Below are 14,547 nucleotides of genomic sequence, written 5' to 3' on the forward strand. Positions count from 1 at the left end.
ATCTACAATAAAGTATAGTATTTAATATATCACCATGTCAACTTTTTTATAGAGCATTTTTGATAATTATTCTATCATAAGCATGAAGTTTGTATAGAATAATACTCATTCGCATTTTTTGCCTGTATAAATACCACAAACAGCCGCTGGAATAGCCTGTGCCAAATCGCCCGCAGTCATACCAACGGGACTATTTTCAGCTAATAAATCTCCTGCTAAACCATGCAAATAGACGCCGATAATCGCCGCATCATGACTCGAACAGCCTTGTGCAATAAAAGCCGTAATCATTCCAGTCAAAACATCGCCTGTTCCACCTGTCGCCATACCAACATTCCCTGTAGTATTAATATATACTTCTCCATCAGGAAAGGCAACGATTGTTGCCGCACCTTTTAAAATAACTATACTTTTCCATTCCGCCGCATACTGCCTGGCCACAGCCAATCGATTGGACTGAATTTCTTCAATCGTAAGGCCTGTGAGTGCCGCCATCTCACCTGGATGGGGTGTAACAATACAAAGAGCCTGACTTGAACCGAGCACAGATGGATCCTTTGCCACAGCATATAAGGCATCGGCATCAATCACCAAAGGCAACTGAACAGACTGGATTAATTCGGTAACAAGTGATAGCGTTCTTTCATCACGCCCCAGGCCGGGTCCAAGGGCAAGCACATCGGCCTGAGCCAGAAAGGATTGAATAGCAGGTAAAGAATCGCGTGTTAAAACTCCGCCTACCTTATCAGGCAGCGACTTCACCATAACTTCCGTCAACTTCGTTGCAGCAATACTATAAATACTTTCTCCTACACCCAGCGTAACCTTGCCCGCGCCAGAACGCAGCGCCCCTTGAGCAGCCAGTGCGGCAGCACCCGTAAAGCCTTCCGATCCTGCAACAATAAAAGCCCAGCCCATATCGCCTTTATGACAGGATGCCGTACGTTTCGGAAGCCTTTCGAGTACATCAAGTGCAGTAATCACATTCTGCTTAATTTCTCCACTCGTCAAAAGATTGGTCGGCACTCCAATATCATCAACAATAATTTTCCCCGCATAATCGGCCCCAGGATAAATAAGCAGCCCTGGCTTGGGCAGTCCAAAGGTAACGGTATAAGCAGCCTTCACAGCCTGCGTCGTAACTTGACCGTCATTTCCCTGTACACCCGACGGAATATCGACAGCATAAATCGGCTTGCCAGATTGATTCATAAAAGAAACGGCCTGTTCCAAAGTGGCACTTAACCGACCATGAAAACCCGTTCCGACTAAAGCATCGACAAGATAATCAGCAAAAGAAAGCGCTATTTTCAGCCGATCCCAGTCCCGTTCACCGGAAATCTCCATAATATCCAGGCCCATTTGTACTAAAATCGCTAAGTGAACCTTCGCATCACCCGCTATGGCCTGTTGTGAACAAAACAAAAATACTTTCACTTTTGCACCATGATTGGCTAAATGACGAGCAATAACAAACCCATCACCACCATTATTACCCTTACCAGCTAAAACAATAACTTTTTTACCAGTAAGTGATCCATTGACTTTTTCCAAGCACTTCACTATAGCCGTTCCGGCGTTTTCCATCAAAACAACACCGGGAATGCCGTACATATCTATGGCCTTGCGGTCAATTTGTTTCATTTCCTGCGCTGTTGCAACTTTCACTGTTATTTCCTCCCCAACAAACGACTTGTGCCGCAGCATATTGCCTGGCATGAGTCAAAGATATATAAATTTTAGTAATATTTTTTTTAGCAGCAATTTTAGCAAAGGTTCCACTTAGCGTAACAACAGGAGCCCCCAAGGCATCCGGCAATATTTCAATTTCCTGCAAGGTTCCTTTAATAAGCCCTGTTCCAAGTGCCTTTAATACAGCTTCTTTCCCGGCAAACCGCGCCGCATAAGAAGAACTGCGCCCTGTTTTGCGACTATCACAATAAGCCTGTTCACGAGGCGTAAATACACGGGTAATAAATGCCTTCTTTGCAATTGCCGCCTGAATACGTTCAATTTCAATCAAATCCATGCCAATTCCCACAATCACCAAAGATCCCTCCTGTTTGTATATTCCACAACAGATGGGTATCCCCTGCGATTCACTTTGAATATTTAGACAAAATACTCAATCTTTGCCGTAGGAAAAAACCGACCTGCTAAGTCGCGACAAAACGCTTCCATTTCTCGGCGCAATTCAGCCGGATACAAATACTTGCCATAACCGAACTGACCGAATTTAAACATTCGTTCACTTTCCTCAAGTGGAAGCTGTGTCATAGGAAACAATTCCTCAATATTACTCTTGGCCCGTTTTGTAAAACGATGACTGATAAATTCAAAGGTAATCGGTTCCGAAACAGGTGGAAGTGTTTTCGCTAGTTCTTCAAACATAGCATAATAATCAGACTTCCACAATGGGTAATAAAAAATGGGTGCAATAATAAATCCTAAAGGATAACCCGCTTTGGCTACCTTGGCCGCAGCTGTTATACGCTCTGAAAGCGGCGGCGTTAAATGCTCATAACGAGCAATCAGCGAATCCGCATTAAGGGTAAATCGAAACCGTGTGTGTCCGCCATGAGGAACGTTTAGCAAAGAATCAACTTGACTATGCTTGGTAACAAAACGGAATCGTCCAAGGGGCTGGCTGCCAAAAAAGCCAATCGTACGCTTCAGAAGCCCTGTTAGATACTCCGTGGGTATCGGATCTGATGTAGCCGCTCCTTCAAAAATAGTCACTTCAGGCGTTCGTTCCTGAATATAGGTTGTTACTCTTTCCAGCACTTCGTCAATATTGACATAGGCCCGTAAGTACGGTTTCTTGCCAAGCGTTGTCATAAGATAACAGTACTCACACATGCTGGAACACCCCGTATTAAGGGGCAATTGAAAATGAGCCGACGGTTTACACGTTTGGAAATTCAGCGTCCGTCTCACACCCACTACCAACGTCCGTTTCGCCTCCTGATAAGACTTTTGGACCGTACTCCCCGTAATCCCTGTGATCCGATTATGAGAAGAGGTCATCCGAATCGGTACAGATAAATCACTAAGTTTCTCATAAATCTCGACACCCAACGGATAGTCAAGGGCTTCCGGTTCAAAATAGGCCTGTTTAGGCACAAACGGTTGCATAAGTATCCCTCGCTTCATTATTTTTCGCTAGTATGCCCCACTAATCGCGTTTCCTTGAAAAACAAAGCAAAGCTCCTGAATATTTTTCATTCAAGAGCTTTGCTATTCATGCCGTTATCATTCGCTGCTTTCTGTTATTTCTGAAAGAACATAGTATAAAGAGATAACAAAATTTCAATGGCAATAAGAATAATGACTGCCCACTCCAAGCGATTGCCGCGTCTCGCATGAGTCAGTCCGGAAAAGACTTCCGTAATATCCATCAGTGTTTCTGATTTATGGCGAATGTTTTTATAGCGATCATCCAGTTCAAACAATGTACTTAATTCTACAAACAGCTGACTGGCACTTTCGTTAACCCACGTGATATCCGGCTTATCAAGCAGCCTTATGTAAGAAATCGTATTAAATTTATAACCTAAAATTTTTGCCGACATTTTCGCCAGCTTATCATCCGATACATTCAATTTGCCCTGTTCCAAAAACTGGACAACCTCTTCGATATCATCAAGCAATATATCAATATCTGCTTCAATCTTTTCTAAAGCCACTGATTTTGCAAGCACAGTGGCAATGATTTCTCCCTGGCCCTCGTGACTCTCAGCCGTTATCATCGTATCATTGTTAATAGCCGGGTCTTCATCCAAAGTAATTTCCAAGCGATAATCATCACTAAATTCAAAGGGATTCGTAACATTGACGCTTTTTTCAATCTGCTTAATATAACTAATGACATCCATCATCTGATGGTGTTCAAAGTTAACAAAAACCATGGCTCCGAAGTGAAAGATATAGACCATCTTGCCATCAGGCTCCCTTAATAAGCCCTTGAGGGATTGCTCGTCTAACAGCAAAAGGTCTTCCCATTTAAACTTCTGATTCATTCCAAAGTGCCGCGCGATCTTCCCCAAGTTAATTTCACTGCTCAACACTAAGGCCTTAAAATTTGATTGAGTCATAAGATTTCATCCTTTTAATTTTCATTGTTTCTAGTTATTTCTAGTATACCACAGGATAAAAAAACTACGTAAATTTACCTTTACGTAGTTTTTAAAATTTAATAATCTATTCGCGTTTTATAATTTTTTTACCTCCGAACTGCTTCCCACATGGCGGACTGCATAATAAGGCTCATGCCATCAGCAAAACCTTGATTATAGAATATCTCGCCAGCGATCGTTTCTTGATTTATAAAATAGTCCTGCAATTGAGTTAGTTTTTCAAAATCCTCTTTCGACAATGCTACGGCTAACTCTTTCTGCAATTGTTCAATTTCCCGCGCTGCCCAATAGTAATTACCCGATACTTGTCCTAAATCCCGCAGGTAACCCTCATTATGCATAACCCACAATTCCCTTGTCACTGTTTCAAAAATATGCATACCCTCACTCATAATACTATTGATCCTCCTCAATATTCAGGCTGCAACAGCAGGGGATTTCCTGCACTGATAAAGTGCTTGGAACCCCGCTGTACAACCCGTCTAAGGAGGAAATTAAAAAGCGCATGCCAGGTCTCTCTTTTTGACCTACACATGCGCTTTGCTCTATCGTTTGCATATCTATGCATGCAGCCGCTAAGCTCTGCCATAACAGCCACCTTATATACCGAACATACCATCGCTTGTATCAAGGAAGGGCACACGGTATAATGATAAGTATCGTCGTGGACAGTTCGCTGTTACGTGTAGGTGCTGGTTCACCTGCTCGTGCCTGAAGGTGCTCGTTACACTTTCAGGACACGGCGACTTTTTAATTTCCACCTATTACTAATTATAGTCCTTTGCCCAAGGATTGCAAGCAAATAGACCGATGGAAGACACTATTTTTTCTGAATTTTCATTTCATATTTTATAAATCACCCCAGAGCATAGAATCGGTCTGGGATGATTTTTTTATGCCTATTAAAATTATTGTTAATGTTCATTTGTCCCTCGAACTAACAGTAACAAGGATACGTTCAAGCTCCTCCTTATGATGTACGGGAAGCTGGCACTGATAATCTTCACAAACATAAGCTGTCACTTGATTATCGAGGAGAGGATAGTCTAGCGTCTGCGGAAAAAGCTCTTCTGTTTTCTGCCGATCCTGTTCGTCAATCAAAATAACATCTAAAAAAGGAGCATATTTTTCCCGGCAGACTTTCAGCATAGCTTCTGATTCATCCTGCCGTCTCCAGCCAGCTATAATGGCCTGCTGCGGCGGCTGCGACTGATAAAGCAGGGCCTGAAGCAAAAACGAATAGCCATGAGGATAGTCTGCAACTTCACCTGGAACTTCTTTGAGTAGTTTGTCCAATTCAGTTTTCCATTGTGGTTGCTGCGTCAATCGATAAAGCTTCGCTAAGCACCAAGCCATAACAGAGTTCCCTGAAGGCAAAGCGCCATCGCCATATTCTTTGGGACGTCTGAGCAATTTCTCACCATCTTGACCATAAAAGAAGAAACCGCCGTGTTTCTGATCACCAAACAAGACCAGCACTTGCTCCGCTAATTGACTGGCTTCAGCTATAACATCCACATCAAGCGATGCGCCATACAATTCAATCAAGGCCCAGCAAAGATAGGCATAATCATCAAGGTACGCCAAATAAGCGGCCTCCCCCTCACGATAACGAGCCAGCCAGCGCCCGTCCGGACGCTTTAACAGCGTCTGTAATGATTGCCACGTTTGTTCAGCCAGCTCCAGATAGCGCGGTTCATCAAACACCCTGGCCCCTTTGGCGAGTACCGCAATCAACAACGCATTCCAGCCAAGCAAAATTTTATCATCTTTATGAGGATGAACACGCTGCTCCCGCTGCTGCCACAGCTTTTCTCGACCTGCGGCTAGCTTACCGTGAAGCTCTGTCGGAGTCACCTGATGAGATAGTGCAAACTCCTCAAACCCTTGCTTCGTTAAGTAAAGAATATTGGCATCCGTTTCAAAGTTTCCTTGGGAAGTAGCACTATAAAAATCAGCAAATAGCTCGCCATCACTCCCGAGCAGACGAATGATTTCCGCGCGGCTCCATAAATAAAATTTTCCTTCCACGCCTTCCGAATCAGCATCTTCCGCCGAATAAAAGGTCCCTGTCTTATCGAGCATGTCCCGCTGGAGATAAGTAAAAATTTGTTCCGCAATTTGTTGATAACGAGGCTCATGCGTCACTTCAAAAGCTTCAATATAGGCGTAGGCAAGCAAGGCATTATCATACAGCATTTTTTCAAAATGCGGCGCATGCCACTCTGGATCGACACTATAACGGGAAAACCCGAACCCCAGTTGATCATAAATTCCGCCGCGACTCATGGCATCCAGTGTCGTTTGAACCATGACAAGGGCTTGTTTTTTACCTGTCAAAGCATAGTAGCGCAGTAAAAAAAACAGTTGATGCGGCATCGGAAACTTCGGCGCGAAACCAAAACCGCCATTCACTGCATCGAATTCGCGCGCGAGATTCTCATAAGCCTTATCTAATGTAGCTTGCGACAGATGGCCGATTTTAAACCGCTGTTTGCTGAGTACCTTATGAAACTCACCCATTTCAGCAATCACATTCTGCCTATTTTCACGCCAATGTTCCGCTAACACCGTGAGTAGCTGCATCAGACCAGGATACCCTTCCCGGCTTATTTTCGGAAAATACGTTCCAACGAAAAACGGTTTTTGTTCCGGCGTCATGACAACCGTTAGCGGCCAGCCGCCTCGTCCTGTCATCGCCTGACAGACTTCCATATAAATATGATCAATATCCGGTCGTTCTTCCCGATCTACCTTAATGGCAACAAAATGCTTATTCAAAATTTCTGCAACCTCAACATCTTCGAAAGATTCCCTTTCCATCACATGGCACCAATGGCACGTACTATAGCCGACACTCAAAAACACAGGCTTGTCTTCTGCCTTCGCCTTCGCAAACGCCTCTTCACCCCACGGATACCAATTCACCGGATTATACGCGTGCTGAAGTAGGTACGGACTCTTCTCGTTTATCAATTTATTAGGTCTTTTATCAGACATAATTAACACCTCTTCCGTATTCTATACCTACCTTAGTAATTTGCTACTTGCCTAATTTACATGCATATATTCTGGCATAAATTAACTTCCTTTAAAAAGTTAATTTCGTTTTCTTAGGTAATTTTCCTTTTTTATGCATTATATTGAGAATTCCTCCGTTGCAACAAAAGGAACCACCCCAAAATGAGCTGGTTCCGATCTAATTACAGAGACATTAATACTTTATATAATTGCTCATTTAATCCGCTAGCTTTACAGAATGTATGACAAATATCTCTTGCTAATACAATTGTACCAACATTATATTTATCTAGAAAAACCTGTTTTAAATCTTTCTTCTTCATCATTTCGCACCACATATATATTGCCTCTAAATACGTCAAAGCCATAGAAGCAGCAGACGGGTTATTAATAATTCGATTTACCTGCTCTATAATATCTGGAAGAAAGGGAGGATCTATATTCTCTTTTACACCAATTTGGTTTAAAAGATCAAATATCTTTTCTCGTTCTCTATACGCCATTGACCCTCCATTAAGATATAGCTTTGAATTCATTGGAATTTGCGAAAGCCCCCTTGAATAAATATAACTTCCTAATTCTAAAAGGCAATGTGTAAAACGTTCTAAAGCGATATAAGCAATCAAAACATCGCGTGGTCGTTGAAAATCCAATAAATGTGCAATACTATTCATGTGATGTATTACTCTAAAAAGATTCCTATACTGATCGTTATACCAGTACCCATATGAAAAGAAACCTAACACTTTTTTTATCTGAGTTTCCGATTGTGCAGATGTACTTCCGATTTGAATATTAACACTCCATAGAGATTGCTTAGTTTCATAAATATCTGGGTCCGCAATTGGTAAAATCAAGGTATTAGCTTTTAAATTTTCTTCTAATAACGAAAGTTCATTCTCATCTAAAATCCTTAGCCCTAATCTTGGAGCTATCGCACGAGCATGATTTGCAATCGTAGGCCTAAGAAAATACGCAACATCGGCCCCAAAAAACTCAGAAACTCCCTTTAACCAAAAAAGTCTGTTCGAATCTGACACATTTCTACCACTTTTACAATCGCCTACGACAATATGTGAAGTAAGAACAAGATCATATTTTATTCCCAAAACATCTAAATCAGTTAAAGATGTCCGTTTTTTTTCATTATTTTGATCAACTTGAAAATCACTCAAGTCAACTTCTATTGGTGAATAATATCCTAATAGAAAAAGTATTCTTTTAAATCTTAACTTTAAATATAAATCTTTATCTCTAGATTTAGTCATCAGATACACCTCTTGCAATAGAAATAAGATTGGTTACGATTTCTGCTCTAGTTGCAGCAGATCCTTGTATTACAGTGGCAAGACGAGGTCTAGTCGAAGTAGGCCCCTGATATCCATGAGGACTTATGATGGCTTTTTGAGCTTCAAGATTTAAATGTGCCGTAGGAGATGCTCCCATTTCAAGCATATCGATAGCCACATCAAGTGCTTTAAGGTTTTCATCGGTGTCAATTATTTCAAGATTCCATTTGTTAGAGCCTTCTTTAACTGGTCGTCCAACAAGTTTTTCTACCAAAATTCCGTATTGACTGTAAAGATCAGGATGGCCTTTTGCAAAACGTTTATTACTACGCAATTGTGTTAAGATGGAGCGGGGATATTTAATCGGAGTACCCGCAGCAAAATTTTGTCCGTATCTTACACATGCCAATAAGGCTCTGGCTTTATCCATTATTACTCGCTCTTCATTATTAAGTCCACCTTTGGGAGAAAAAATGAAATTTTGCTCCCCGGTAGCACCTATTATTCTTACAGGCATAAGTACCCCAGTTAAAATAGCATCTTCCAGGGTTTCTTTATTTGGAATCAAAGATGAAGATATTGGTATACCTTGGTTAGCATTAAGAGTATTAACTAAGTTTGCTACACTATCGGTATGTCTTTCTGCCCATTTTAAATAGTTAATTGGATTAGCATCAACTGCTAATGGCGAATACACAATTTTTTCCCCAGAAACTGGCTCAATCTTTATGAGTTGACCCGCTGTCATAACATCTTTTAGTATAGCTACTCCAGTAGGACTTAACCCTGTATTAACAAATATTTCTTCCTTAATTGGTGATATAAGTAGTTTATCAAGCAACTCAACTCCAAATTTTTCGGTTTCGGTCGGATTTTTACTACTCCACAAATTCCCTAAATCTTCATATGCATTTCTAAACACTGGAACTCTTATATCAACACGTTTGATATCCGTCCCAGATTTAATTACGCTTATAAAATCTACTTCTTCTAGTTGTCTTAAAACAATTTCAAGTTCAATACTTGTAATGCCAAGTTCAGCTGCTGCATACATCAATCCATCAATATCTTCAATATAATTAAGCCCTTTTAAATGCATTGACAAGCTTGCAGCTTTTCCAATAAGTATCGTATTTCGAAAATGAACTTCTTTAGGACCAAATGAACTTGTCTCTTTAAGAGCTTCTTGAAAGTCTTGAGCACGTAAAGCTATATTATGACTTTTCATATAATCACCTCACATTTTCATATGTACATTTTACTCATGAGTTTATCAGTCACCAATCTCTATGATTTATTTTATTAAATCTGTTATTGCCTTGCGCATAAAAGGTTCTTTCAATCAGCTGTTTTTACCTCGTAGAAAAAAGGATTAAACCCTGATTTACCGTCAGTTACCAAATCCTCATAATGATTGGGAATAATAGATAAGTCTTCACAATTTTCATCATCAAACATAAAAATTTGAAGTTCATTTGTGCTAATACTTTTATAAAATTGTTGTAAGATTATCCCTATTGCTTTTCTATTACATGAATCAAAGGGTTTTGATATATGATCAATTACCAATATAGGAATTAAAGGATACTTATTCTCCTTAATTAATAAATTTAAAAACCCAAAATACCCACATAATTGAATTAAGGTATGCCTTGCCATACTTCCAGTATAGTAGTTCTCATATTTATCTTTATTTTGAGACGTATCGTCAATTATTTTCGGTTGTAACAAATTCCCCTTTTTGTAATATTGAATATAAAAACCTTCAATATTATTATCGCTTTTTATAATGTCAGAAACTTCTTTTCCCGATTTATACAATTTTGTTATAAAATCAGAAATGCTAGTGATTTTTTCGTCATTATCACTATTTTGTAATACCCTAATTTCTGCTTTCAATTCCCTAATAAGCCTTCGCTTGGCATCTAATTTTTCAGTATTGAATTCTATATCAACGCTCATATACTCTTCTACCAAAGCAATAGAACGTGACTTTTCTGTAATGTCATAACAAGTAAATTTAGATTCATTAGCAATGATATCATTTCTTACTAACTCTCTTTGCTTTTTTAACTCTTTGATTGTATTATTATTAATTATGTATTTGTTGAAAGAAATATTTTTTTCCAAATCTCCAATCATATTTAGCAATGGTTTAACTAAATAATCAAACTCCTTTCTTTCCAAAATTAGTTCTGAGAAGGTTTCCAAAAGCTTTTTTCTATTACTATTTTCAATTTCAAATTTTTTACTATCCTCAATAGTATATTCATATACTTTAATCTGCTCATCTAAGTTGTTATATATTGATTCTAATTCTGAAATTGTCTTATTCTTTTTTGAATTCTTTTTTGTTTCTTCTAAGGCTTTAATAGATTTAATTTCATCCAGTATTGTATTCTTATTTTTACCAGAATATAAAACAGAAATATTTAACTTTTTTAAGTTCAAATTCACATTATTTTTTAGAAATTCAAACTTATTAATAGACTTTTCAATTTTATTTACTTCATTTTGTAGTTCAAATAATTGTTTTTTTAATCTAAATATTTTCTCTAAATTATTATTAAAAATATAATTAAGTATTGCTGGCAGTTTTGTTGAATATTTAATATTTCTGGTCTTATCAAAAAAATCGTTTAAAACGCCTAGACCTTCTTCACCTAAAAAATTGAATAATGTAAATGTTCTGTATGTTAAATTTTCTTCTGTAAAATCCCTAATATTTTTCAAAAAGGCCCTACTTGCAAAAACTGAATTTAACTTATCTTTATATTCATCAGCATTTATAGATTCTCCCCATTCCTCGTCTTTATATCTAAAAAAATTAATGTCTCTATCTAATGTTCGTTTAATCTCATAAAAAATATTATTGTATTCAAACTCAATTATTGCATGATTTAGAGTATCTTTAAACCACACTATTTTACCAATTTCTTTCGATGATCCAAACATATAATCTATAAAACTATAAAATTCTGTTTTCCCTGAATCATTTACTCCTTTGAAATAGTTTATACCGCTTTCAAATAAATAAGTAAAAGTTTCATTTTCATTGCTAACCATATCTAGTCTTATAATTTTAAACACTTCTGACCACCTCCTTAAGAAACTGTCTATCGGAGTACTTCTTACTTTCATGAATTGCGCTATTAATAAATGATTTTTCTTCGATAATTATTTCACTCGTTTCAATATAAATTAGCTCGTCAAGATTCACTGACAATTTTTTATTAACAATCAGCAAATGAATAGCACTAACTATATATTTTAGATTTTCGCAATAATCATTATAAAGTCCAGACAATTGAGAGATACATTTAAGCACTAAATCATTCTTATTTGCTGCAGTATAAACATCGGCATTAATAAATTTCCTTTTTTTTATTAAATATGCAAAAACGAGTGTCTTATTTACACTCAAGTTTTTATGGATTTTTAAAATATTTAGCACAATTTCAGTATATGTACTTGTTAAAACAATATCTAATTCTACTTTATTTTTACTCATGACTCGTCCTCCCATGAGATTTTCAAATCATCATCTGTCGAGTCCATAGTCAAATGAATGCAAGAACCAAATCTTGTTTGATCCTTAGCTGTATAACAATTATTTCTTTCTTTTGTTTTGCTTAACCTATTAGATGGTTTATCCATATTATTTTGTTCCAAATATTCTTTCACATCACAAAAATTATCATAAGTAGTTCTTTCCATATTTTCAACAACATTCATTTTATTATCTTCTAAATATCGGTATTTAATACTTTTGTAATATTGATGATAAATAAGATGCTCTTCTATTCTTTTCATCGTTAATTCACATGCAATAAGTTGCTTGTATTCGCGCGAATTTACAGGAATTTGGCTAGACAAATTTATCTTATTAATTTTTCTAAACACAGTATAGTCCGGTTCAAAATAATTGTCTTTTATTCTGTCACAAATATCCTCCGCCTTTTGAAGCATCTCCTTATAAGTAAATATATATGGCATTTTCTTATCTATTGTTGTGAGAATATTATAAATTATGAATTGAATAAGTTCTTTAATTCTTAATCCATATATTAAATCAGTTACACCTTCTTTATGAAAAACAACCGCAAATCCATTTATTATATTATTGTCAAGACTTTTTTCTGAAACAAAAGAATATGTATCTTTGATTTTATTATACGCCTCATTGAATTTACAAAAATTATTTTCGTAAATTGCTTTAACTTTACTAACTAAAGCATTAGGTTTATTATTAGATTTCATTATAGTAATAAATAATTCATCAACTGTACTATCGAATAAATTATCAATATTTTTATAACCAGCATCTGTAAACAGTATGTATTTGTCAATATTAGTATCACTTGCTTCAAGTAATAGCCAATTATATAGTATTTTTTGCTTTGATTCCTTGTCAATATTTGTTCTTTTTACTTGAATTGCATCATAACTGCTTTCTCTTTTTAATAAACTTCTAAATTTATCAGAATTGGTATCTAAAAAAGTATCGACATTAGAATTCTTGACGACAACGTCTTCCAATGTTTCAAATTCAATTTGCATGTTACTTGCCATTTTTGACATATAGTACACAAATACTCGTATTTGATATGCAAAACCACCTAAACTTAGTATCCCGCTGTCATTGTTTTTTGTTATATCCATTGCGTGCATGTCTGACACCTCATTTTCTCCCGCAACTCTTGATTTGTCTATTTTATTACTAATATCTCGACACAAACAATTATTTTCTCATTTTAAGAACTCCAAGAAACATTAACTATTTAGTCATTATTATTTAGTTTCCCTATTATATATTTGCCATAAAAATACAAAATTCCTGCCAAATTAATACAAAATTCAGCAGGAGTTCCCCATATCACATATTCATTTACTTATATAAAACTTCCAGCCTTACACCATTTTCCTCGCGATCGTATACAATCCTATCAATCAGCAGTCGATAGGCCCTATTCTGTTCCCCCAGACTAATCGCACCTTGACCGCAATTTTTTAAGCAGGAAATTCCACCTCAAACCTCCGTCAATGATTTGTCAAAGGTCTGTTATAAATTTATTTTTGCAAAAAAAAATAAGCCTAGTCAGAAATTTGACTAGGCTTAAACTATCTCAAAATGCTTACCCCCTCTAAAGAATCATCGTACTTAGCATCAATTTTCAATACAATAAAATTGAGATTCTTGTTTATTGGAAATCTACTAACAAGTAATGAATCTCTAAAAACTTCGAGATCACCCATATCATTCCAGTTAGTGAACCCAGGATTACATCCAAGCACTTTAGCTAAATACATCAGACCTTTAAACTCCTTTTCTTCCTTCGTTAGCGTTTTAGGTATCTTTATGCGATTTTCCAAATATTTTTTTCTACTAGCTAATTCATCACTACTAGTTATTAAATCATGACTTTCAATATCAATGATTACTTTTATATCACCAATTGTCCAACTATAATAATATTCATTTAAGTCACATACCTTACTTAAATATTCATAAGCAGAATACGCATCAAAGTCTACCATTTTATAATATTTTTCACCGTCATCACCAGCCAGCTTCGTAATTACTGCAAACTTTTCGTAATCATTCATCCATTCTTCTTGTTGTTCTTTTGTTAATTTCATTATTACGCACGTCCTCTTTAATTTTATATTTATTTTTTTGGTGAAAAGCTATAAGAATATACGAGGTCCACCAAGAAAAGTTAACAAAAAAAAATCCAGCACTCAATGTACTGGACTTGACCGGAATTTTCTTATTGACTGACTTTTTTAACTTTATTTATACAAAACTTCCAGTATTATACCGTCTTCTTCCCTGTCATATACAATCCTGTCAATCAGCAATCGATAAGCTCTATTTTGCTCACTTGATGTTATCGCGCTCGACCACAGCTCCTTAAACTCATCAATCCTATTCTGAATCATCTCTACCGTCACCAAATGTACCTGCGCTGCCAAAGCTAACTTGCACTTCTCTATCTCAACTTCTAGCTCATTCTTCATCTTTTCATGACCACCAATCCGTTCAGAAAATCGCTGCTTCGTTATCATCCCGTCTTCATAAAGATCAAGCATCTTCTCTA

At 36.9% G+C, this 14,547-nt stretch carries 13 protein-coding genes; all 13 read right to left on the reverse strand.

The window, feature by feature from the left end; translation table 11 throughout:
* Positions 1–105: 105 nt before the first annotated feature.
* Complete coding sequence (locus tag Ga0466249_RS19655; RefSeq protein WP_215831184.1) at positions 106–1,668, reverse strand: NAD(P)H-hydrate dehydratase; 1,563 nt, start codon at positions 1,666–1,668, stop codon at positions 106–108.
* Positions 1,631–2,047, reverse strand: coding sequence for a holo-ACP synthase (acpS, locus tag Ga0466249_RS19660; RefSeq protein WP_215831185.1), 417 nt, complete (start codon positions 2,045–2,047; stop codon positions 1,631–1,633). Before acpS ends, Ga0466249_RS19655 begins: the two co-directional genes overlap by 38 nt.
* A gap of 65 nt (positions 2,048–2,112) precedes the next feature.
* Complete coding sequence (splB, locus tag Ga0466249_RS19665; RefSeq protein ID WP_215831186.1) at positions 2,113–3,135, reverse strand: spore photoproduct lyase; 1,023 nt, start codon at positions 3,133–3,135, stop codon at positions 2,113–2,115.
* Positions 3,136–3,269: 134 nt separating this feature from the next.
* Entirely contained in the window at positions 3,270–4,094 is an 825-nt protein-coding gene (locus tag Ga0466249_RS19670; protein WP_215831187.1) for an RMD1 family protein, read from the reverse strand.
* Between the two features lie 128 nt (positions 4,095–4,222).
* Positions 4,223–4,528 (reverse strand): hypothetical protein, encoded by a 306-nt coding sequence (locus tag Ga0466249_RS19675; RefSeq protein WP_215831188.1) that lies wholly within the window; start codon positions 4,526–4,528, stop codon positions 4,223–4,225.
* Between the two features lie 529 nt (positions 4,529–5,057).
* Positions 5,058–7,136, reverse strand: a complete 2,079-nt coding sequence (locus Ga0466249_RS19680; protein WP_215831189.1) for a thioredoxin domain-containing protein — start codon at positions 7,134–7,136, stop codon at positions 5,058–5,060.
* A 203-nt stretch (positions 7,137–7,339) separates the two neighbouring features.
* Positions 7,340–8,425, reverse strand: coding sequence for a hypothetical protein (locus Ga0466249_RS19685; RefSeq protein ID WP_215831190.1), 1,086 nt, complete (start codon positions 8,423–8,425; stop codon positions 7,340–7,342).
* Complete coding sequence (locus tag Ga0466249_RS19690; RefSeq protein ID WP_215831191.1) at positions 8,418–9,674, reverse strand: hypothetical protein; 1,257 nt, start codon at positions 9,672–9,674, stop codon at positions 8,418–8,420. Before Ga0466249_RS19690 ends, Ga0466249_RS19685 begins: the two co-directional genes overlap by 8 nt.
* Positions 9,675–9,784: 110 nt before the next feature.
* The gene (locus tag Ga0466249_RS19695; protein ID WP_215831192.1) at positions 9,785–11,536 is read right to left on the reverse strand and encodes a coiled-coil domain-containing protein; all 1,752 of its coding nucleotides are present in this window, start codon (positions 11,534–11,536) and stop codon (positions 9,785–9,787) included.
* Positions 11,529–11,957 (reverse strand): hypothetical protein, encoded by a 429-nt coding sequence (locus Ga0466249_RS19700; protein WP_215831193.1) that lies wholly within the window; start codon positions 11,955–11,957, stop codon positions 11,529–11,531. The genes Ga0466249_RS19695 and Ga0466249_RS19700 overlap by 8 nt, the downstream gene beginning before the upstream one ends.
* Positions 11,954–13,117: a hypothetical protein gene (locus Ga0466249_RS19705; RefSeq protein WP_215831194.1), complete on the reverse strand. Its 1,164-nt coding sequence runs from the start codon at positions 13,115–13,117 to the stop codon at positions 11,954–11,956. The genes Ga0466249_RS19700 and Ga0466249_RS19705 overlap by 4 nt, the downstream gene beginning before the upstream one ends.
* A gap of 450 nt (positions 13,118–13,567) precedes the next feature.
* Complete coding sequence (locus Ga0466249_RS19710; RefSeq protein WP_215831195.1) at positions 13,568–14,086, reverse strand: hypothetical protein; 519 nt, start codon at positions 14,084–14,086, stop codon at positions 13,568–13,570.
* A 153-nt stretch (positions 14,087–14,239) separates the two neighbouring features.
* Complete coding sequence (locus tag Ga0466249_RS19715) at positions 14,240–14,539, reverse strand: hypothetical protein (protein ID WP_215831196.1); 300 nt, start codon at positions 14,537–14,539, stop codon at positions 14,240–14,242.
* Between the last annotated feature and the right edge of the window lie 8 nt (positions 14,540–14,547).

It is taken from the genome of Pelorhabdus rhamnosifermentans (assembly GCF_018835585.1).
Classification (GTDB): domain Bacteria; phylum Bacillota; class Negativicutes; order UMGS1260; family UMGS1260; genus Pelorhabdus; species Pelorhabdus rhamnosifermentans.

What these genes read in the sequence shown, in the direction of transcription:
- splB (WP_215831186.1), bottom strand. Translation starts at nt 3,135, where the DNA reads ATGCAACCGTTTGTGCCTAAACAGGCCTATTTTGAACCGGAAGCCCTT.
- Ga0466249_RS19670 (WP_215831187.1), bottom strand. Translation starts at nt 4,094, where the DNA reads ATGACTCAATCAAATTTTAAGGCCTTAGTGTTGAGCAGTGAAATTAAC.
- Ga0466249_RS19675 (WP_215831188.1), bottom strand. Translation starts at nt 4,528, where the DNA reads ATGAGTGAGGGTATGCATATTTTTGAAACAGTGACAAGGGAATTGTGG.
- Ga0466249_RS19680 (WP_215831189.1), bottom strand. Translation starts at nt 7,136, where the DNA reads ATGTCTGATAAAAGACCTAATAAATTGATAAACGAGAAGAGTCCGTAC.
- Ga0466249_RS19685 (WP_215831190.1), bottom strand. Translation starts at nt 8,425, where the DNA reads ATGACTAAATCTAGAGATAAAGATTTATATTTAAAGTTAAGATTTAAA.
- Ga0466249_RS19690 (WP_215831191.1), bottom strand. Translation starts at nt 9,674, where the DNA reads ATGAAAAGTCATAATATAGCTTTACGTGCTCAAGACTTTCAAGAAGCT.
- Ga0466249_RS19700 (WP_215831193.1), bottom strand. Translation starts at nt 11,957, where the DNA reads ATGAGTAAAAATAAAGTAGAATTAGATATTGTTTTAACAAGTACATAT.
- Ga0466249_RS19705 (WP_215831194.1), bottom strand. Translation starts at nt 13,117, where the DNA reads ATGCACGCAATGGATATAACAAAAAACAATGACAGCGGGATACTAAGT.
- Ga0466249_RS19710 (WP_215831195.1), bottom strand. Translation starts at nt 14,086, where the DNA reads ATGAAATTAACAAAAGAACAACAAGAAGAATGGATGAATGATTACGAA.
- Ga0466249_RS19715 (WP_215831196.1), bottom strand. Translation starts at nt 14,539, where the DNA reads ATGCTTGATCTTTATGAAGACGGGATGATAACGAAGCAGCGATTTTCT.